At 57.5% G+C, this 18,725-nt stretch carries 19 protein-coding genes; 10 read left to right on the forward strand and 9 right to left on the reverse strand.

From position 1 onward, the window contains the following. Positions 1–2 precede the first annotated feature (2 nt). Genes kdpC through ACTJK5_RS10440 form a run of 3 tightly spaced genes read left to right on the forward strand, consistent with a single transcriptional unit; the run spans position 3 to position 3,954 of the window. Positions 3–572: a potassium-transporting ATPase subunit KdpC gene (gene kdpC / locus ACTJK5_RS10430; protein ID WP_113259900.1), complete on the forward strand. Its 570-nt coding sequence runs from the start codon at positions 3–5 to the stop codon at positions 570–572. Positions 573–577: 5 nt separating this feature from the next. After that, complete coding sequence (locus tag ACTJK5_RS10435) at positions 578–3,271, forward strand: sensor histidine kinase (RefSeq protein WP_113259899.1); 2,694 nt, start codon at positions 578–580, stop codon at positions 3,269–3,271. Next, entirely contained in the window at positions 3,268–3,954 is a 687-nt protein-coding gene (locus ACTJK5_RS10440) for a response regulator (RefSeq protein WP_113259898.1), read from the forward strand. The genes ACTJK5_RS10435 and ACTJK5_RS10440 overlap by 4 nt, the downstream gene beginning before the upstream one ends. Before the next feature lie 253 nt (positions 3,955–4,207). Here the strand turns inward: ACTJK5_RS10440 and ACTJK5_RS10445 are convergent, their stop codons facing one another. Further along, positions 4,208–5,350 carry a porin gene (locus ACTJK5_RS10445; RefSeq protein ID WP_113259897.1) on the reverse strand — a complete coding sequence of 381 codons (1,143 nt, stop codon included), beginning with the start codon at positions 5,348–5,350 and terminating at the stop codon, positions 4,208–4,210. Positions 5,351–5,834: 484 nt separating this feature from the next. After that, positions 5,835–6,731 (reverse strand): LysR family transcriptional regulator, encoded by an 897-nt coding sequence (locus ACTJK5_RS10450; RefSeq protein WP_062445492.1) that lies wholly within the window; start codon positions 6,729–6,731, stop codon positions 5,835–5,837. A 104-nt stretch (positions 6,732–6,835) separates the two neighbouring features. Between ACTJK5_RS10450 and ACTJK5_RS10455 the strand changes: the two genes are divergently transcribed. The 4 genes from ACTJK5_RS10455 to ACTJK5_RS10470 are packed head-to-tail and all read left to right on the forward strand — an operon-like array spanning position 6,836 to position 10,563. Beyond that, positions 6,836–7,918 (forward strand): 4-oxalomesaconate tautomerase, encoded by a 1,083-nt coding sequence (locus tag ACTJK5_RS10455; protein ID WP_113260141.1) that lies wholly within the window; start codon positions 6,836–6,838, stop codon positions 7,916–7,918. A gap of 48 nt (positions 7,919–7,966) precedes the next feature. Then, positions 7,967–8,968: an ABC transporter substrate-binding protein gene (locus tag ACTJK5_RS10460; protein ID WP_062445494.1), complete on the forward strand. Its 1,002-nt coding sequence runs from the start codon at positions 7,967–7,969 to the stop codon at positions 8,966–8,968. Between the two features lie 10 nt (positions 8,969–8,978). Next, a complete protein-coding gene (locus ACTJK5_RS10465; RefSeq protein WP_440612351.1) occupies positions 8,979–9,800 on the forward strand; it encodes an ABC transporter ATP-binding protein in 822 nt (273 codons plus the stop codon). After that, complete coding sequence (locus ACTJK5_RS10470; protein ID WP_062445496.1) at positions 9,787–10,563, forward strand: ABC transporter permease; 777 nt, start codon at positions 9,787–9,789, stop codon at positions 10,561–10,563. The genes ACTJK5_RS10465 and ACTJK5_RS10470 overlap by 14 nt, the downstream gene beginning before the upstream one ends. A gap of 152 nt (positions 10,564–10,715) precedes the next feature. Here the strand turns inward: ACTJK5_RS10470 and ACTJK5_RS10475 are convergent, their stop codons facing one another. Then, positions 10,716–11,816, reverse strand: coding sequence for a diguanylate cyclase domain-containing protein (locus ACTJK5_RS10475; protein ID WP_440612352.1), 1,101 nt, complete (start codon positions 11,814–11,816; stop codon positions 10,716–10,718). A gap of 286 nt (positions 11,817–12,102) precedes the next feature. Here ACTJK5_RS10475 and ACTJK5_RS10480 point away from each other — a divergent pair, with 286 nt between their 5' ends. Next, the gene (locus tag ACTJK5_RS10480) at positions 12,103–12,576 is read left to right on the forward strand and encodes a DUF3597 domain-containing protein (protein WP_062426994.1); all 474 of its coding nucleotides are present in this window, start codon (positions 12,103–12,105) and stop codon (positions 12,574–12,576) included. 542 nt (positions 12,577–13,118) lie between these two features. Here the strand turns inward: ACTJK5_RS10480 and ACTJK5_RS10485 are convergent. The 5 genes from ACTJK5_RS10485 to ACTJK5_RS10505 all read right to left on the reverse strand — a co-directional run bounded on the left by ACTJK5_RS10485 (position 13,119) and on the right by ACTJK5_RS10505 (position 15,144). Next, positions 13,119–13,406, reverse strand: a complete 288-nt coding sequence (locus tag ACTJK5_RS10485) for a hypothetical protein (protein WP_440612353.1) — start codon at positions 13,404–13,406, stop codon at positions 13,119–13,121. A 233-nt stretch (positions 13,407–13,639) separates the two neighbouring features. Further along, a complete protein-coding gene (locus ACTJK5_RS10490; protein ID WP_440612354.1) occupies positions 13,640–13,969 on the reverse strand; it encodes a hypothetical protein in 330 nt (109 codons plus the stop codon). Further along, on the reverse strand, positions 13,966–14,490 hold the full coding sequence (locus ACTJK5_RS10495) for a hypothetical protein (RefSeq protein ID WP_144621740.1): 525 nt from the start codon (positions 14,488–14,490) through the stop codon (positions 13,966–13,968). Before ACTJK5_RS10495 ends, ACTJK5_RS10490 begins: the two co-directional genes overlap by 4 nt. Positions 14,491–14,542: 52 nt before the next feature. After that, positions 14,543–14,854 (reverse strand): hypothetical protein, encoded by a 312-nt coding sequence (locus tag ACTJK5_RS10500; RefSeq protein ID WP_440612355.1) that lies wholly within the window; start codon positions 14,852–14,854, stop codon positions 14,543–14,545. Beyond that, on the reverse strand, positions 14,851–15,144 hold the full coding sequence (locus tag ACTJK5_RS10505; RefSeq protein WP_111849955.1) for a hypothetical protein: 294 nt from the start codon (positions 15,142–15,144) through the stop codon (positions 14,851–14,853). The genes ACTJK5_RS10500 and ACTJK5_RS10505 overlap by 4 nt, the downstream gene beginning before the upstream one ends. 254 nt (positions 15,145–15,398) lie before the next feature. Here ACTJK5_RS10505 and ACTJK5_RS10510 point away from each other — a divergent pair, with 254 nt between their 5' ends. Continuing rightward, positions 15,399–15,851, forward strand: coding sequence for a hypothetical protein (locus ACTJK5_RS10510; RefSeq protein WP_440612356.1), 453 nt, complete (start codon positions 15,399–15,401; stop codon positions 15,849–15,851). Positions 15,852–16,829: 978 nt separating this feature from the next. Continuing rightward, positions 16,830–18,377 (forward strand): hypothetical protein, encoded by a 1,548-nt coding sequence (locus ACTJK5_RS10515; protein ID WP_440612357.1) that lies wholly within the window; start codon positions 16,830–16,832, stop codon positions 18,375–18,377. Between the two features lie 58 nt (positions 18,378–18,435). On the opposite strand, the gene ACTJK5_RS10520 is transcribed toward ACTJK5_RS10515, so the two are convergent. Then, positions 18,436–18,717: a hypothetical protein gene (locus tag ACTJK5_RS10520; RefSeq protein ID WP_440612358.1), complete on the reverse strand. Its 282-nt coding sequence runs from the start codon at positions 18,715–18,717 to the stop codon at positions 18,436–18,438. Between the last annotated feature and the right edge of the window lie 8 nt (positions 18,718–18,725).

Below are 18,725 nucleotides of genomic sequence, written 5' to 3' on the forward strand. Positions count from 1 at the left end.
TCATGCTGAACCAAATTCGTCCCGCCATCGTCATCCTGGCCTTCTTTATCGCGCTGACCGGTCTCGGCTATCCACTGGCGATCACCGGTATTGCGCAATCGCTGATGCCTGCACAGGCCAATGGATCGTTGATCCGCAACGGCGACGCGGTCATCGGCTCCAGCCTGATTGGACAGAACTTCACCTCCGATCGCTACTTCTGGCCGCGCCCCTCCGCGACCAGCCCAGATGCCTACAACGCCGCCGCTTCCTCGGGCTCCAATCTTGGTACCACATCTGCCAAGCTCAAAGACCGGGTTGCTGGCGACGTTGTACGGCTGAACGGCGCAGGGATCGCTTCGCCGGTTCCAGCCGACGCGGTGACCACCTCTGCCTCGGGTCTCGACCCGCATATCACACCGGATTTCGCTGCCGCGCAGGTCCAGCGGATTGCCAATGCACGCAGCCTTTCACCTGAGGTCGTAAAAGCGCTCGTCGACCAAAAAACCGAGGGACGGCTCCTCGGGATTATCGGCGAGCCGCGCGTGAATGTGCTAGAGTTGAACCTTGCGCTCGATGCGCTGAAGAGCTGAGACGAATGGCGTCACATGACCGTGAGGGCTTGAACAGGCCCGATCCCGATGCATTGCTTGCCCTGGCGGAGAAAGACCGCCGGGGCAAGCTCACTATATTTTTAGGCGCAGCGCCAGGTGTCGGCAAGACCTACGCCATGCTGGCGCGCGCACGCCGACTGAAGACCGATGGGGTCGAAGTCGTGGTCGGCCTTGTCGAAACCCACGCGCGCGCGGAGACCTCGGCACTTCTCGACGGCCTGGACGTCCTTCCTCGGACCGAGGTGGGCTATCGCGGCAAGATACTGAAAGAATTCGATCTGGACGCAGCGCTTGCCCGCAAGCCGCGCGTCATCATCGTCGACGAGCTTGCTCATTCCAACCCGGAGGGTTTTCGCCATCCGAAACGCTATCAGGATATCGAGGAACTGATCGCAGCGGGCATCGATGTCTGGACCGCGCTTAACATCCAGCATCTCGAAAGCCTGTCCGATCTCGTCTCACAGATCACCGGTGTCACCATTCGCGAACGCGTACCGGACACCGTCTTGAAACGCGCCGACGATGTGGTGCTGGTCGATCTGCCGCCCGGTGAACTGATAGAGCGGCTGAAGGAAGGCAAGGTCTATCTTCCCGATAGCGCCAAGCGGGCCACCGACCGCTTCTTCCGCCTCGGCAATCTCACAGCGCTTCGCGAACTCGCCCTTCGCCGCACTGCAGACCGGGTGGACGACCAGATGGTCGATTATCTGCGTCAGAATGCCATCGAAGGCCCTTGGGCGACCGGCGAAAGATTGCTGGTCTGCATTGGCGCCGATGCGTTGTCCGATAAGGTCGTGCGTGTGGCAAGCCGTCTCGCCTCCGGGCTCAACGCGCCCTGGACAGTCGTCAGCATGGCGCGGGACGATCAGGAGACCATGGATGAGGACAGTCTGAGGCGGATCGACGAGGCCTTTCGGTTTGCCGAAAAACTTGGAGCAGAGACGCGCCATCTGACCGGCAATGACTTCGTCACGGAGATCCTGAAACTTGCGCGGCGTGAGCATGCGACCCAGATCGTCATCGGTTCGCAGCGACGCCGCTGGTTTTCCAATCCTTTCCGACCGAGCCTTGCGGATGCTCTGGCGAAGGAAGCGAGCGGCGTCGGCCTGCATCTGGTCACTGCGGATGGAACCAAGGCGCCGGCATTCGCCCGCAAGAAGCAGCGCTTTCAGCTTTCCGTCTTCTCCCGGTCCCTGTACTGTGCCGTCGGCGCGGTCGCAGTCGCCACCCTCTTCGGCCTGGCGTTGGATGAATTCACCCATCTGCCGAATATCTCACTGCTGTTTTTGCTCGCCGTTCTGGGTGCTGCATCCGCCGCTGGCTTCACGGCAGCCTTGATGGCGGCCGTCGTCTCGGCACTAGCCTACAATTTTTTCTTCATCGCCCCGGTGGAGACCTTCACCATAGCCTCGCCGCATGAGGTCTTTGCGCTGGCTGTCTTCATCGTCGCAGCACTGATCGCCGGCAGTCTCGCATCGCGCATTCGCGAACAAGCGCAGGCAGCGCGCCAGCGCGCCGCAGACATGCAGGCGCTCTACGATTTCTCCCGCAAGCTTGCAGGAACCGCCAAGCCGGAGGAAGTCTTGTGGGCGTCAGTCACGCAGTTGCAAGGAAGCATAGGTCGTCACGTGGTGATGCTTCTGCCCAAGGGTGACGACCTGGAGGTGGTGGCCGCTTGGCCCCCAGACACCGAGCTTGGCGTCTCCGAACTGACGGCGGCGCGGTGGGCAAGCAGCCGATCGGAGCCATCTGGTTTCGGCACGGGCACGCTTCCCAACGGACGCTTCCAGTTTCGTCCGCTCACCAGCCCGCATGGCGTCGTCGGTGTCTGCGGCTTCGAACCCGGCGCAAGCGGGCTTGATTCCAATGCCGAACGGAAACTCGCCGCCATTCTTGACCAAGCGGCCACGGCAATCGACCGCGCCCGTTTGTCCTCCGAAAGCACCGAGCAGGCGGCAAGGCTGGAGGGCGAGCGCTACCGGGAGGCACTGCTGTCGTCGATCTCGCATGATCTGCGCACGCCTTTGGCGACCATCACCGGGTCTGTTACCAGCCTGCGTGAACTGGGTGACCGCATGTCGCCGGAAAGCCGTGACGATCTTCTGCAATCCATCGAGGAGGAAAGCGCAAGGCTCAGCCGCTTCGTCGCCAATCTTCTGGACATGACACGCATCACTGCGGGCACCTTGCAGGCGAAACGGGACTGGGTGGATGTCGCCGACGTGATCCGCTCTGCGGTGGGACGAGCGCGAAAATACTTTCCGACACAGAGTTTCGAGACTGGCATTGCCAGGGATTTGCCGGTCATCCGCGCAGACTCGGTCTTGCTCGGCCAGGTTCTATTCAACCTGCTCGACAACGCCGCCAAATATGGTGGCGGCGATCCGGTGAATGTTTATGCACGGCGCGATGGGGACGAAATCGTCATCTCTGTCACGGACAATGGCAAGGGCATCCCTGCCGAAGACCTCGACCGCATCTTCGAGAAATTCTATCGTCGTTCGCGCTCGGACGGACGCTCTCCAGGAACCGGGCTTGGTCTTTCCATCGCTCGAGGCTTTATCGAAGCCCTGGGCGGGCGCATATATGCAGAGAGTCCGGCGGTGAAAAAGCGTGGCACCCGCATCGTCATGCGCTTTCCGGTGACCGAAAGAAGTGAAGGCAGGCAGCAACGATGACATTGGGACGTATTCTGGTGGTGGATGACGAGCCGCAGATCCGGCGCTTCCTTCGCCCGGCATTGGCTGCCGCCGGTTACGACGTGATCGAGGCGGAGAATGGCGCCGACGCGATCAAGGCGGCGGCAACGGCAGCGCCAGATGTCATCATCCTCGATCTCGGGCTACCGGACATGGACGGCAAAGATGTCATTGCCAATCTTCGCGGTTGGTCGACATTGCCCATCATCATTCTTTCCGCCCGCGACCGCGAAACCGAAAAGATCGCCGCCCTCGATCTTGGTGCCGACGACTATATCGAAAAGCCATTCGGCATCGGAGAACTCACCGCGCGCATCCGCACCGCCATGCGCCATGTCGGCAAGTCCGAGATGCTGCCCTCTTCCATCGAGGCGGATGGCCTGTCGATCGACACACAGCGCCGTGTCGTCGCCCGTGGTGGCTCTAGCATAAAATTGACGCCCAAGGAATACGATCTTCTCACGCTCCTGGCGCACCATGCCGGTCGCGTGGTGACGCACCGGACGCTTCTGACCTCAGTCTGGGGGCCAGCACATGGTGAAGACCTGCATTATCTCCGAGTCTTCATCGGTCAATTGCGACAGAAGGTCGAACAAGACCCGGCACAGCCAAAGATTATCCAAACCGAGCCAGGGGTCGGCTATCGTTTTGTAACGGAATGATGCGGGGAAAAATTGGAAGACGTCGGAGGATGCGCTTTGCGCTTTCGTTCCGGTGCCTGCCCATCAGCCTAGGGGGGCTGATGGGCCTTGACTGGAGTCAACAGACGACGCTTTTGGCGGTGGATCACGCCTTTTGACTGGGATTATGATGACTAGAAAAACTGAGTTTGTCCAGTATTATTTAGCATTTTCTAAAATAAAAAGCCCGACGAAACGCCGGGCTTTCCAAGTCAATACAGTCGGTTAGACTATATTAGAACGAACGCTGCAGACGAACGAAACCGTTCCACTGGTCGGTGTCGGCACCATCTTCGTCGTAGTAGTTGACAGCAACCTTGGTGGAGAGACCTTCGGTGATTTTGTAATCAACCGTGATACCAGCCTGCCATGCATCGCGGTTCGAGAAGTCGTTGGAAACGATGGCCGTACCGGTCTGAACGAAGGTATCAGCACCGTTAATGTCAACAATTCCACCGACAGCTGCACGGTCTGCAACATTGCCGAACCACTGAGCACCGGGGGTGATCGTCAGGCGATCAGTCGCCTTGATTGCGTATTCAGCAGCGATCGCCCATTCGGACTCTGCGTAGTAAGCGTTCGCGCCGGAAGCCCAAACACCAGCCAGGCCGAGCGTGCCAGGACCGATTTCAGCCGTTGCGATCAGGCGAACTGCGCCTTCTTCCTGATCAACGTCGTAGGAGCCGATCAGCTGAAGAGCAGCTGCGCCGAAGTTGCCACCGATGCCGCCGGTGATACCGACGTTGTTGTCACGTTCCTGAGTGTACACGCCGTACAGGTTACCATCAGCGTCGGCTACAGTCGCACCAGTGTCGAACGCGAACTGGCTGCCCGTGCCTTGCAGCTCGTCAACCGAGACACCTGCCCAGAAAGAGCCGGCGTCGTAGGTGTAACGAATGGAGTTGAACAGAGCGTTCGTGGACAGAACGTCAGCTTCGCCAGAGAGGCCATCGTCCCACCAGCTGTAGAACTTACCGACCTTCAGGCCGCCGAGTTCGATGAAGGCTTGGTCAACGAAGACAGACGAAGAAGCCGCGGAACCGTTGTCGGCATTGCCGCGGAAGCCGATGAAGCCACGCAGAGCGCCGAGCTCGGTGTCGGTGCGGGTGTCAACTTCGAACTGAGCGCGCGTGAAGGAGTTCCAGTCAGACGTGCCGGAGAGATCACGACCGAAGTCGGTCTGGAAACGAACGTAACCGCCGAACTTCAAGCAGGTTTCAGTGCCAGGAATGTAGAAGAAGCCCGTGCCGAATGCATCGCAGACGCGTACATATTCCAGGGGCTCTGGCTCAGCAGCGACGATAGCGTCAGCAGCCTTTGCGCCAGATACTGCTGCAAGAGCTGCAGCGGAGCCGATGAGAAGGCTCTTGATGTTCATAATGACCTCCAGTCATGTTTCGTTACAAAAGCGGCGACCAGGAACATGCCCTTGAGGTGCCCCCCGCTTCACGAACCAATAGACAGAAAGCCACCCGCTCTCGCAATCGTATATCACTAAATTAGCATGTTTTCAGATTATCCGAATTTTAGCGTGTTGTATTTTAGGCACAACTTACGTTAGGGCGGACGAATATGACGTTGAAAATTTAAGACCCTGTTAAGGTTTGGCAGGTCGTCTTCAGCAAAGGCCTCGCCTGTGAGAGCACGACATCGCGAGTGGCGATTCGTGAAAAGCGCGTGGCGCGATCTTTGGAAACGACGATTCGCGAGCGCCAAAGTCTTCTCGCTCACTTGACGGAGACTTTGCGCAAGACCGCGCTCCTCACGAGCGCAGTCTTGCGGCGGAGGTCAAAGCAGACGGGGGAACTCGTTATATAACGAACGGATCTCTTGAGCCCTGACAGTTCCGTCGGCCACGAGCCTCATGGTGTTTTCCAGGTCTTGAGGAGCATCGCCACAAATTTCTCCGCCGCGGGTGAAAGCGCACTGCTTCTTCTTTGTACGATCCCGATGGTACGCGAGACCACCGGATCGACAATAGGGCGGGAGACGAGATACGGATGATCTTCCTGTGGGGTCGCCAAGCGCGGCAGAACAGAGATGCCGAGCCCTGCCTCTACCAATCCCAATGACGTGTTGAGGTGCGTCACCTCATAGAACCAGTTGAGTTTGAGATTGTGTCGTGCCAGCGCTCCATCCAACAGGGTTCTGTTGCCGCTGGAGCGATCAACAACCACTAGAGGATAAGGCTCGAGCTGATTCCAATGAATGGTGTCGTATTTCGCCAGCGGATGGTCCTTCCGCATGGCGAGAACAAAAGGGTCATCGATGAGCGGCTCGAATGACAGATCGGGATCGGAATTCCCCATCAGGTTGATGCCGAATTCCACCTCGCCGCGCGCCACAGCCTGCAAGCCTTCATTGGCCGTCAGATCGCGGATGCGCAGTCTTATATGCGGATACTGCTCGCTGAATGTCTTGATGACGGTCGGCAGGAAGTAGAAAGCGGCCGTCGGAACACAGGCCATGGTGATCAGGCCACGGCGAAGCGCGCCATCTCTCATGGCAAAAAGAGAACCATCAAATTCTTCCAGCATGCGTCTGACCAAGGGCATCACCTCTTGTCCCATGGCCGTTGGCGCCACATGGCGTGTGGTGCGCTCCAGCAAAGGGGCACCGATCGCCTGCTCCAGCTTCTGAATGCGCCTGGTCAGCGCCGGTTGCGAAATGTGCAGTGCCTCGGCTGCCCGATGAAAACTCTCCAGTTCCACTACCGCCTGAAACGCCCGAAGATCAAGAATTTCGCAATTGATGCTCATATCGCAATAAACCTCTCGAAAATTGCATTTAACAAATAAGCCTTTCTTCCTCATATTGCAACAACTGGACAGATTGATCCATGAAATGCAAGATTGAGGCGAAGATGAACGATCTCCTTAGGATACCTTGTGTGCTGATGCGCGGCGGAACCTCTCGTGGGCCGTTTTTCCTGGCATCGGATTTGCCACGCGATCCAGCCCAGCGAGATGCCGCTCTCCTCTCTATCATGGGGTCAGGCCATCCGCTTCAGATCGACGGCATTGGCGGCGGCAATCCGGTCACCTCGAAGGTCGCGATCATCGGACCGTCGAAAGTGAAGGGTGCAGATATCGACTATCTCTTCGCTCAGGTTCGGACCGACCGGCAGTTCGTGGATTACTCTCCCAATTGCGGTAACATGCTCGCAGCCGTCGGCCCATTTGCCATCGAAGCGGGGCTCGTGGCGGCCAAGGAACATGACACACTGGTGCGCATTCACAATGTGAATACCGGCAAGTTGATCGAGGCCAAGGTTCCCACCCGCGGCAGTGAAGTGATCTACCTGGGAGACGCATCGATCGACGGCGTACCCGGGCTTGCAGCACCGATTGCCTTGACCTTCGTCGACTCGGCTGGCGCCAAAACCGGCAAGCTTTTGCCGACCGGCAAGCCGATCGACGTCATTGATGGCGTCGATGTGACGGCAATCGACTGCGCCATGCCGATGGTTTTGATGCGTGCTGCCGATCTCGGCGTCACGGGATATGAGGATCCTCAGGCGCTGACGGCCAATCGCGCACTGATCGATCGCATGACACGCATTCGCCTCGAAGCGGGAAAGTTGATGGGTATGGGCGACGTGTCCGACATGGTCATCCCCAAGCCCGTGCTGATCTCGCCCGCGCGAAAAGACGGAACGATGTCGGTGCGCTACTTTATGCCGAATGAATGCCACCCGGCATTGGCGACAACCGGTGCCGTCGGCATTGCGACCGCTGCCGTCACCCCCGGCACGGTGGCATTCGAGGAAGCTGGAGAGCCCAGCGTCCCGACACTCATCCGGATCGAGCATCCGGCAGGACGTCTCGACGTCCAACTTGAACTGCGAAACGGCGCCATTGCGGCCGGTCTTGTGAGAACCGCGCGCCGTCTCTTCGAAGGTTTCGCCTTCGCAAAACCAGCAGCCGCGATTGAACACGCAGCATAGACAACGCCATTATGGCAACAGCATAGAGAAAACCGGGAGGAGACCCACATGCGTAAATTCCTGCTAGCCACTGCAGCGCTCTGCGCCTTCGCAGCCACCGCCAATGCCGAATCCGTCAGAATGAGCGTTGGTTCCTACAATCTCAACAACCTGCCTTTCCCCGTCGCAGCCAGCCTCGGCTATTACAAGGATGAAGGCCTGGATGTGACCACCGAGAACTTCGCCCAGGGCGGTTCCAAGGTGCTTCAGGCACTGGTCGCCGGCTCTACGGATGTCGCGGTCGGCTTTTACGACCACACGATCCAGATGCAGTCGCAGAACAAGCACGTCGTCGGCTTCGTGATGCTGGCCCGCAACTCCGGCCTGGTTCTCGCCGGCAAGAACGACACCGACTTCGATCCGGCCAAGCCCGAGACGATCAAGGGCAAGAAGGTTGGCATCACCTCACCGGGTTCGTCGTCAGACTTCTTCATCCGTTACTACATGAAGGAACATAATCTCAGCGACAACGACATCTCGATCATCGGCGTCGGTTCCGGTGCTGCAGCCGTCGCCGCTCTTCAGCAGGGCAAGATCGACCTGCTCGTCAATTACGACCCGGCTGCAACCATCGTCGTCGAGCGCGGTCTCGGCAAGATCCTGATCGATGCGCGCAGCGACCAGGGCGCCAAGGATGTCTACGGCGGCATCTATCCCACCTCGGTCCTTTACGCGACCCAGGATTATATCGATGCCAATCCAGAAGTGATCCAGAAGGTGACCAACGCCACGGTGCGGGCGCTGCACTGGATGAAGGCGCATTCGGCTGAAGAGATCGTTGAAAAGCTGCCGGACGATTTCGTCTCGGGCGACAAGGCGACCTACATCAAGGCTGTCGAAGCGGCGAAGGCCATCTTCTCTGAAGACGGCAAGTTCGAGCCGAAAGATCTCGAGACGCCGCTCGCCGTGCTGAAAAGCTTCAACGAGGCTGTGGCCAAGGCGACGATCGATCTCAACACCACCTATACCAACAAGTTCGTCGAAGCCGCCGCTTCGAAACCCGCAAACTGAGGGTCCGTCCATGTCTTCACCAGTCAGAAAGCTCACGCCGGTGGCACAGTCAGAACCAAAATCGATGGTCGCCATCGATAATGTGACGATGGCATTTGGTTCTTTCACCGCCGTTCAGGACGTCAACCTCGCGGTTGGCGATGGAGAATTCCTCTCCATCGTCGGCCCGACGGGCTGCGGCAAATCCACCATCCTCAACGCAATCGCCGGTCTGTTGAAACCCGCCAAGGGCTCCGTCAGCATTGATGGTGCGCCCGTCAGCGGCGTACAGAACAATATCGGCTATCTCTTCCAGCAGGATGCCCTGCTTCCCTGGAAGACGGCCTACCAGAATGTCGAGCTAGGCTTGATGTTCCGTGGCGTGCCGGAAGCGGAACGCCGGGTGAAGGTCATGGCCTGGCTTGAAAAAGTCGGCCTCAAGGGCTTCGAGAGCCGCTTCCCGCACATGCTGTCCGGCGGCCAGCGCAAGCGTGTGCAGATGGCCCAGGCTCTCATCACCGAGCCGAAGGTCATCCTGATGGACGAGCCCTTTTCGGCACTCGATATCCACACCCGCCACCTGATGCAGAACGAGCTTCTGCGCCTATGGCAGGAAGATCGCCGCGCGGTCGTGATGATCACCCACGATCTGGAAGAAGCCATTGCGCTTGGCGACCGCGTCGTCGTTCTGGCCGCTGGTCCGAAGAGCCGCGTAATCGAAAGCTTCCCTGTCGATCTCGAGCGTCCGCGCAATGTCGCTGAAATCAAACTCGACCCGAAATTCATGACTCTGTACCGCGATATCTGGGCATCCCTGCGCGGCGAAGTGGAGAAAAGCTATGCACGCCATTAACATTCGCCTCATCCAGGTCGTACTTCTGGTCGTCATTCTCGGTGGATGGCAGCTTGGCGTATCGACCGGCGCCATCGACCGCTTCTTCTTCCCAGCCCCATTCGATATCGTCAAACAGGTGATCGACTGGGTGGGCGACGCGGGCTTCTACAAGCATGTCGGCATCACCCTCAGTGAAACGGTTCTCGGCTATCTGATCGGTACGGGTCTCGGCGTCGGCGCTGGCGTCTGGCTCGGTCTCAGCCCCTTCGTGGCGCGCGTCCTCGACCCGTTCATCAAGGCCGTCAACGCCATCCCGCGCGTCGTCCTGGCACCGATCTTCGTTCTGTGGCTCGGTCTCGGCCTGTGGTCCAAGGTTGCGCTGGCCGTAACGCTGGTGTTCTTCGTCACCTTCTTCAACGCCATGCAGGGCGTTCGCGAAGTCAACCCGGTCGTTCTGTCGAACACCCGCATCCTCGGTGCCAAGCGCTCCGACCTTCTGCGCCATGTCTACTTCCCGGCCGCAGCAAGCTGGATCCTGTCTTCACTGCGCACCTCCGTCGGCTTCGCAGTCGTCGGCGCCATCATCGGTGAATATCTCGGCGCATCCGCTGGCCTTGGCTATCTGATTGCCCGCTCGGAAGGCAACTTCGATGCTGTTGGCGTCTTCGCAGGCATCATCATCCTCGCCATCTTCGTCCTCATCATCGACCTCATCCTTGATGTTGCCGAGAAGAAGCTGATTACCTGGCGTCCAAATGCCGGTGAAGAGCGGCCTGCCTGAGACGGCACATGCTGCGACAGAATTGGAAGGGGCGGTCTATTGGCCGCCCTTTTTATTATCAGGAAGAGCACATAGACGGCGTGCGGCGAAGGTTTTGATCTGCTCCACACACCAGAGCTCCTCAGTAGTACTTAGCCCGCGCGTATAGAAATTCACGTCGCCAGCACGCACTGGCCCTTGCCATTCCCCTTCGCGCCGTAGAGTGCCTTATCGGCGAGCACCATCATTTCGGTCAAATCTGTGTCTTTGCCGCCAAGCGCTGCGCCAATGCTGGCGCCCACATGGGCCGTTCCCATCGAGCCGATGTCATAGGGAGCGGAAAGCGACGCAATCAGCCTGGCACCGAGATTCTCGATGCCCTGAACGGTCCTCTCCTTGCAGAGAATAAGAAACTCGTCTCCACCCAGACGACAGGCCACCGCGTCAGGACCGATCGTCGATGTCAGGCGCCTTCCAACCTCTTCCAACAGCAGATCTCCAACACGATGTCCGTGCCCATCGTTCACCTGCTTGAAGTTATCGAGATCGAGAAACAGAAGCGATGGTCGAGCACCGTGCACGGTCAGGCTTTCGAATGCGCGTTCCATGCCGCGGCGATTGAGGAGACCCGTGAGAGGATCGCGAAAGGATTGCGCCCGGCTCTCGATTTCTGCGATGATCGCACGCACCGTGACGCTCCGCTGTTGCTCAATCATCGTCAGGTTCATCAGAAAGAACAGCACGGTCTGACAGAGGATGAGCGGCAGAAACTCGGGATAAAGAAAGCTGAAACTCGCCTTGAAGCTCAAGTCGAGGAGCAGGACCTGCGTCATGGCGTAGCGCGGCGCGGCGAAGTTGCGGCCGATGATGCTGCCGATTGCAGCGAGACTTGAGGCCAGCACGATGATGGTCATTGGAATGTCGCGCGACAGCACAACAAGCGAGATCGTGAAAGCCTGCGTTAAAGCCCATGTCAGCCCGACCACGAAGAAGGGAGCCTTGCTCCGCTCCGCCGTTCGAATAGCCGCCAGTCTGGCGACGAGGAGCATCACTTCCAACGCTATGATGACCAGAAACACAGGATCACCGATCCTGTAGAAGGCGACACTAAGAACCGCGGTGGAGTTGGCCGCTCCAAGGAAGAACGGCTTGGTGGAGGCGAAGAACATGTCCCCAAGACGCTTTCGCACCTCATGGGGCAATGTCGGATCAATAGATGCAATCCAGCGTAATGGCGCAAAGTTTAAAATCGCGCCCGACGACAACCGCTGCATCAATACCTCCATGTGTGGGAAGCGATGATGCCCGACATCGATTGAAAAGCCATTAATATTCGTCTTCGCTACACTTGGAGAAGTGCCGACATGTTCCCCGTTTCTTCAGATCTTCTGCAATGCCGGCCCCTGTTACCGCAATGTCTACCTCGGTTTTCACAGCAGATAATCGTCCCGATGGTGATGGCTACCCTAGGTAGGGCTGGCTTTTTCACCTCCAATCGGAACGCGATCCGCCTTCGATCCGTTGGACCGACATCGATAATCAGTCCAAGGAGGAAACATCATGAGCATCTTCGGCAAAATCAAAGACGCGATCTTCGGTTCGGCCCATGCCGAGCAGACATCCCCGTCCGCCACGGAACCGACACCTGCCCCCTCATCCATCCCTGAGCCCGCCGCAACCACCGCACCGCCCGTCGGCGGCACGGGCCAAGCCGTTCCCTCCACCTCCGGCAGCTCGGCACCTGTCCCGTCGGCGCCAACCTCTGCATCCACCCAGCAGGTCGATGTCGCGTCGCAGCTCGACGCCGCAGTCAAGCGCAGCGGACATCGCCTCGACTGGAAACATTCGATCGTCGATCTGATGAAGGCGCTCGGCATGGATGCAAGCCTCGCAGAGCGCAAGGAACTGGCGCAGGAACTCGGCTATACCGGCGAACTCAATGGCTCGGCCGAGATGAACAACTGGCTCCACAAGGCTTTGCTTAAAAAACTGTCAGAAAATGGCGGCAAGGTACCCGCAGAATTACTCGATTAAAACTTGGAACCAAACGCGCCGTCCCGCATCCTCTTCACCGAGTGGCGTGGCGGCGCCACCGCTTGCACGTTGACCACGGATGTACTGGCGGCAGATGACAAGCGACAAGAGGTCGGTGCGAATTCGCCCCGGCCTTTTTTGTTGCTTTTGTCTAGGCGAGACCCGGGGTGCTCTGGCCCTGCGTAGAGCCGCGCCAGCGGTACAGCACCTAAAGGGGAGTGGCGCTGGCGCCATTGATCCGCGCAGGCCGAGGGCATCGAAAGGTCGCCACAACGTGCCGATCGTCCAAGCCCGAGTTTCCAAGCGGAGCCAAGGGCCTGCCGCGCATACCTGGTGCGCGGCCGAGCAACATCTGCCGGGCGGCTTCTCCGCTCGCAGATGTGCAGCGCCAGTATCTCGACTACGGCAAGGGCCGATCGCTTGCAGAGGAATTTGCGTCCGCGATCTCAAATGCAGATGTGTTTCGCGGCGTTCGCGAAAAGCTGGAGGCCTCCACGCAGGCGGCGGCGGCTGATAAGACTTCCTCCTCGGAGCGAGGGCCTCTATCTAAACGGTTCAGGATAGTCGCTTTGGTGGCTTTCCCAGCCTTCGCCAGATGTCTCCAACGCGAAGCGGGCGGTTAGTCCGAATATAAAAAATGCCATCGCGAACTGCGCTGCAAAGAGGAATGTTTCGGTTCCTGCGTCTAGATACCACCGGTAACTGAACTGTTGGCCGATGTTGGTATTGACACGCCCGGTTTGCGTAAGGTGCGGCATATCTGCTGTAATATCCGCAACTATCTTCTCCGCCCTGCCGTGCGCAAACTGGATCCATTGGGTTTTGATCATGTGTGTGGCGGGTAGAATGTTGCCAGCATGTCTGTAAAAGAGGGCGCACGTCAGCCGTCGGGAAAATACCTTAAAATCGTGGTGGACGTCTCGCGTAATGCCTACGATCGGCAAGCCTGCGTAGGTATCTCCTGTTTGAAGCGCGATGTTAGACCGTCGCGCTAATTGCCGCTTTTGGTTCGCGGAAACTTCCGTAATCGGCACGCGCGTTGGCGAATTGTTGCGCAGGCCGCTCAGTAGCTTCTCAACCTGAGGCCGTCCACGAATGTCCTCGGCGAAATCGGTGCAGTGGCGATATAACGCAACTGTCTGTTCAGCTGGCCCGGCGGAATTGTTGCACCTTTTGCAAGCAGGAAACTCATAACCTTCTGGTCCGACGCGCCCGATGAAGCACTCCCTTGACGGGACATGATCAATTGTTGTTGCGGCCCCGCCGCAGAATAGCAGTTCGAGTGGGCGCTCAAAAAGCGCTGCAGCTTTTGCTTTTTTGCCCCCATCAACGATCTCTCTTCATTGTCAGAACTGTCGAGCTTGTTGGCCGCTCGCCCACGTGTCGCGATCATTTAATCCTTATGACTCGCCATGCTTCGGACACAGTGAAGACCTCGCAACGGTGCTTCTCACAGCTTGAGATAATAATCTCCATCAGATGTGCGGTTATATGGTCGATTTGAAGGGCGATGTCCCGCAGTTTGCTATATTCGATGCGCCGACTTGATGCCGCTTTTCCTCGCTGGAGCACTGAAACGCCCATGGCGTCGTTTTCTTTCCCCCAAACACCATGTACAATTTGGTCACGATGCGTCTTGACGGAGAGGGCATCGTTTAAAATATTTGTTAGTGGCGTAGCCCATTCTAGTCTGATCTGGGTCGCAATTTCACTCTTCAGATAGCGAGCGCGTTCCACGAACGAAGCTCGGCTCCCTTTGCCGCTTTCAAATGGTTGACCGCCAGCCTGTACGATAAGAACATCGATCAGCCCTTCGAGTTGAGACCAATTGTGCGCCACCAAACCAATGCCAGCGAGCTCATTATCAGTGATGGCCGGCATCACCTTGAAGCCCTTCCGGTTAATCGTAAGCATCGACGGTCCCCCGCAGAGCGTTGCATCCACTCTGAGAGTGGATGCAGATAATTTATTTTTTTAAAGCCCGCAGAGCGGACGCATAAAGATCGAACAACTCGTGCGCTACGCCAGAAGCGTCCTCGTCGGACATCGTGTTGATTGTGGCTTGGATCTTTCCCTCGCCTCCTTGCGCGGAGACAGATGTAACTAGAGAATAGAGAGCGTCGAACCTCTTCCCCAGAGCCTCATCAGAAAAATTGCTGCCATTGATTGTTGTCATCGAAATGAAGGCATTAACCAATCGGGAATGAATACCTCCAATGCCGACAAGGCAGGAAACGCCTGCAGCGAGTTTTTCGCGAACATATCCATCAGTGCTCATTCACTACCTCCCGCTTTTGCTAGTGACGCGGCGTACGTCCTTGAGTTAACCGTCGACCTCTCCTCTGCCAGCGCTCGAAGATGCTTTTCGATCTCGATAAACGTCGCCAGAAGGCCGCATACAATTGAGGCAACTATCAATCCAACCACTACACCGATGACCGCACCAAATACAGCGGCGCCGCCTTGATGGGATAACGTGAAAAAGCCAACCACAGCGCATGCAAGAATGATGAAAAGCGCCAGCAGGTTGTTCAGGCCATCTAGCGCTTTGATAAGTGTACGGTTCATATTACCACTCCCATGAGTTGAGAGCAGATTTCAGCAAAAGCGACTGTTTAGCAAGTAAGATTTCGGACCGACACACGAACACCTGTTGAAGTTGTGATGGTTTTCTATCTTTAGAAAATTTCAGAGCCCTTGCGCGGTGTGGAGCTGAACTTGAATGAAATCAAACGTCTTTTTCAGAAGTAAACTTTAGATCGCGGCGACGCATTTATCGATGCGATTAAGGGCGACGATGCGATCATTGCGAAGCTCGGCTGATGGCTGACAGAAAACGCCCCAAGGGCTTCCAGATTTTTCAGGATAAGGAGCCGCCCTTTCGCTGGCGCTGCTATCATCGCAAGACCGGAGCGGTGATTGATCTGGATAAGTTTCCGTTGTGGACCATGGAGTTTTACGGCGAGTGCTATCGGCTGAGACAGCTTCACGAAAAGAGCGAGACAACGCGGGCCGGAACGCTCGGCGCACTGATCAAGAAGTACAGGGCCAGCCCTGCCTTTCAAAGCGACATCTCTGATCGTACTAGGTCGGACTATCAGAAGCGCTTCGACTACCTGAAAAGTATCGAGGACACGCCGCTAACCAGTTTCACGCCGCCGCTGATCGTGAATATCCGGGGCAGGCAGGCGAAAGCAAAGGCCGTAAATTCGGCTCGTATGTTCGAACGGTTTTGTCGCTTCTCTTTGCCTGGAGCAAGGAGCGTGGCGAGGTGAAGGATAACCCGGCCGCTGGTATCAAAGCCATCAAGCGACCGAAGAACGCGCCACAGGCGCATCGACCATGGATGGATGCTTAGCGCGGTGCGGTGCTGGCAGCGTTGCCATCCCATATCCTGCCAGCGGTCACGCTTCATGATGTTTTACGGGCTTGATCCGCAGGATGCTCTCGCTCTGCCGCGTACAGCCGTTCAAGCTTGAATGATCAACACGAAGCGCGGCAAAACTGGGGAAGAGGTCTATCTGCGCTCCTGAAGCCGGTCGCGGATGCGCTCGCAGCTGCGCCAGCTCATTCGGCCATAATGCTTTGCGCCACCTCGCAGGGGAAGCCGTGGACGATCTCAGGCTTTCGAGCATCATGGCGACCGATCAAGATCAAGCTCGAAGAGAACGGAAGTGTGCAGCCTGGCCTTACACTCAAGGGCTTGCGGCATACCGTGGCAACGATCCTGCGCGAGATGAACATGGATTATGGCACGATCGCCAATGTTCTCGGTCAACGGACCGAGGCCATGGCGAGCACTATTCCAGGCGAGCCGATATGTCGAAACAGACGATCGCAGCGGTCGAGGATTTCGAGGCCGAAGTGAACAGACGGAAAACGAAAAATGTCAAACCATCTTGATAAAACTGTCAAAACCACTTCGAAGCAATCAAGCCGAAAAGTAAAAAAAAACCAGCGATTTGAGTAAGTTAAAATGGTGCCCGGAGGCGGATTTGAACCACCGACACGCGGATTTTCAATCCTAGTGTCTCATTCATAGCCCATTTCCAATTTTGTTTACAAGTGTCGATATACCGTCACTCTCAAGCGAAATACGCCAGCAATTTCAGGCTATTGTCAACAATTATGCCCTCTTGAATGTTTCAGGCACTTAAATCAAGCTAGGTGCCATCGGCTCTTGTCAACCAATTTGGAAGCGGTATAGGAGCGGTATAGAATACGGCGACGGTATAGAGTGAGGCGTAAACGGTATGGCGACTGAGAAGCTGGTCATTGGCGACAAGGAGATCCTCCGGGCGAAGAAGATGGCTGAGGCTGGCGAGACTCCAGACGGCAAGATCTTCATATTCACGGACGAGAAGCTCACCGGACTCCGGCTGATGGTTCAGGGAAAGCGCGCATCCTGGATCGTGAGGTGGAAGGAATATTCCCCAGTCATCGGCTACGTCCACGCGAAGGGCGAGCGGATCATGACAGCTCCGAAGACCGTCCGTGATCTAGCGACCACTGTCCTCAGCCTCCTGAAGGACGATCCGAAAAAGGTTGGGCCTTTCCTCGATGCTCACTGGTCGGGGCAAAAGAAGTCGGACGCGCTGCAGGCGGTTCATAAAACGGCCGACACCTGGACGCTGCGTGAGTGCGTTGAGAAGACGATCGAGGGTAAGACGGCTCCGGATGCGAAACACAAGATCGGCGCGAACACGGTCAAAGACTACCGCGGCACATTCAACCGCGACATCTTTCAGAAGGTTCTCGACAAGCCAGCCGTCCTCGTCACCAGAGGAGACATCGAGAGCGTCCGCGATCACGTCAAGAAGCACGTGGGCGCTTCTCCGGCGATCAAAGTTGTGACCTATACGCGTGCCGTCCTCGACTACTGCGCTCGGAATCATGCCGGGCAATCTGGTCTCGATAAAGTCGACGCATGGTGGCACTTCCTCAATGCGCCCTTTGAGATCAAGCCTCGTAATCGCCGCCCTGAAGTGGAATCCGTCGTGGCCACCCTGTTGCTCGCCGAAGAGTATCTGACAAAGCCGCTACCTGGACGCGCGCAGGGTGTCAACGGCACCAATCCGGGCACTCTCGCGGGTCTTTGGTGGCTCGTACTCACTTGCCAGCGCGCCACCGCGGGGATGTCGCTGCTGGCTCACGATGTCGTTGCCGATCCGGACAGCGAGGACTTCCTGCTTGCTGCATGGGCGGAAGACGTGATGAAAGCAGGTCAGGCTCATGTATTGCCAATACCCGCGCGGGCTTGGGATATGATCAACTCTTTCCGAGAGAAGGGTCGCTACGCAGGATCGCAAGAATGGGCGTTCCCCTCCGAGCGCAAGAAAGACGCACACGCCACGGCATCCGGCGTATACCGCATTCTATACCGTCTGGCGGGACGGGACGCTCTAATCCAAGACACCAAGGTCGAGCGAAAGGGCAAGAAAGTCCCTGAGCGCACCGAACGTCGTGATCTGCTCGCCGAAGCTGGGATCGACTGGTGGTCTCTTCACGACCTCCGCCGCAGCCTGACAAAAGTTCTCGATGAAAATGGCATCCCTGGGGGCGCGACTGTTATCTTAGCACACGACATTCACGAGAAGTCTGAGCTAGCTGTCACCGCTTCGGAACGCGAACGAGAAGACTTCCAGCGTCTGCGCACCGCGCGCATCACGAAGATGGCCTATGGCGGCGCTCAATACATTGCGCTGAAAAAGGAAGCGATGCGGATTTGGACAGACGCAGTCCTGGACGAGTACGAGCGACAGAAAGCTGCGAAATCGGCCGCATTACTCGCTGCCGAGTAAATCCTGCCCTATCCCAGTGCCCGGCAATTTCTCCAAGCCGGGCACTGGGTGCCAGTTCTCAATGCCGGGTCACCGGCACATCGCCGCAATCGGTATCCGACACGCTTTCGCGCTGCAGCTCTCTCACCAAATCTAAGCCGGCACCATAGTCAGCCCAGAAGTGTGCCAGTGCTTCCTGCTCGGATTCAAACATTGCAGACATCGCTGCCCGGCTGCGCAGCCATTCTTCGGCATCGACAACATCCAGATGCACCGGACACCTCGCCCTCGCATCAATGCCGCCGCCGATCATTCCACCGGGTCGACCGCAGAACTCGCACGTGACGACAATTTCCGCCATCGAGGCCC

The sequence above is a fragment of the Agrobacterium sp. 22094 genome, assembly GCF_052046015.1.
Classification (GTDB): Bacteria; Pseudomonadota; Alphaproteobacteria; order Rhizobiales; family Rhizobiaceae; genus Agrobacterium; species Agrobacterium cavarae.

Excerpts from the sequence above, each read along its gene's own strand:
- ACTJK5_RS10460 (WP_062445494.1), top strand. The coding sequence starts at position 7,967 with ATGCGTAAATTCCTGCTAGCCACTGCAGCGCTCTGCGCCTTCGCAGCC.
- ACTJK5_RS10500 (WP_440612355.1), bottom strand. The coding sequence starts at position 14,854 with ATGAGCACTGATGGATATGTTCGCGAAAAACTCGCTGCAGGCGTTTCC.
- ACTJK5_RS10465 (WP_440612351.1), top strand. The coding sequence starts at position 8,979 with ATGTCTTCACCAGTCAGAAAGCTCACGCCGGTGGCACAGTCAGAACCA.
- ACTJK5_RS10475 (WP_440612352.1), bottom strand. The coding sequence starts at position 11,816 with ATGCAGCGGTTGTCGTCGGGCGCGATTTTAAACTTTGCGCCATTACGC.
- ACTJK5_RS10490 (WP_440612354.1), bottom strand. The coding sequence starts at position 13,969 with ATGATCGCGACACGTGGGCGAGCGGCCAACAAGCTCGACAGTTCTGAC.
- ACTJK5_RS10520 (WP_440612358.1), bottom strand. The coding sequence starts at position 18,717 with ATGGCGGAAATTGTCGTCACGTGCGAGTTCTGCGGTCGACCCGGTGGA.
- ACTJK5_RS10450 (WP_062445492.1), bottom strand. The coding sequence starts at position 6,731 with ATGAGCATCAATTGCGAAATTCTTGATCTTCGGGCGTTTCAGGCGGTA.
- ACTJK5_RS10485 (WP_440612353.1), bottom strand. The coding sequence starts at position 13,406 with ATGATCAAAACCCAATGGATCCAGTTTGCGCACGGCAGGGCGGAGAAG.
- ACTJK5_RS10470 (WP_062445496.1), top strand. The coding sequence starts at position 9,787 with ATGCACGCCATTAACATTCGCCTCATCCAGGTCGTACTTCTGGTCGTC.
- ACTJK5_RS10445 (WP_113259897.1), bottom strand. The coding sequence starts at position 5,350 with ATGAACATCAAGAGCCTTCTCATCGGCTCCGCTGCAGCTCTTGCAGCA.
- ACTJK5_RS10510 (WP_440612356.1), top strand. The coding sequence starts at position 15,399 with ATGGCTGACAGAAAACGCCCCAAGGGCTTCCAGATTTTTCAGGATAAG.
- ACTJK5_RS10440 (WP_113259898.1), top strand. The coding sequence starts at position 3,268 with ATGACATTGGGACGTATTCTGGTGGTGGATGACGAGCCGCAGATCCGG.
- ACTJK5_RS10480 (WP_062426994.1), top strand. The coding sequence starts at position 12,103 with ATGAGCATCTTCGGCAAAATCAAAGACGCGATCTTCGGTTCGGCCCAT.
- ACTJK5_RS10515 (WP_440612357.1), top strand. The coding sequence starts at position 16,830 with ATGGCGACTGAGAAGCTGGTCATTGGCGACAAGGAGATCCTCCGGGCG.
- ACTJK5_RS10455 (WP_113260141.1), top strand. The coding sequence starts at position 6,836 with ATGAACGATCTCCTTAGGATACCTTGTGTGCTGATGCGCGGCGGAACC.
- ACTJK5_RS10435 (WP_113259899.1), top strand. The coding sequence starts at position 578 with ATGGCGTCACATGACCGTGAGGGCTTGAACAGGCCCGATCCCGATGCA.
- ACTJK5_RS10495 (WP_144621740.1), bottom strand. The coding sequence starts at position 14,490 with ATGCTTACGATTAACCGGAAGGGCTTCAAGGTGATGCCGGCCATCACT.
- kdpC (WP_113259900.1), top strand. The coding sequence starts at position 3 with ATGCTGAACCAAATTCGTCCCGCCATCGTCATCCTGGCCTTCTTTATC.
- ACTJK5_RS10505 (WP_111849955.1), bottom strand. The coding sequence starts at position 15,144 with ATGAACCGTACACTTATCAAAGCGCTAGATGGCCTGAACAACCTGCTG.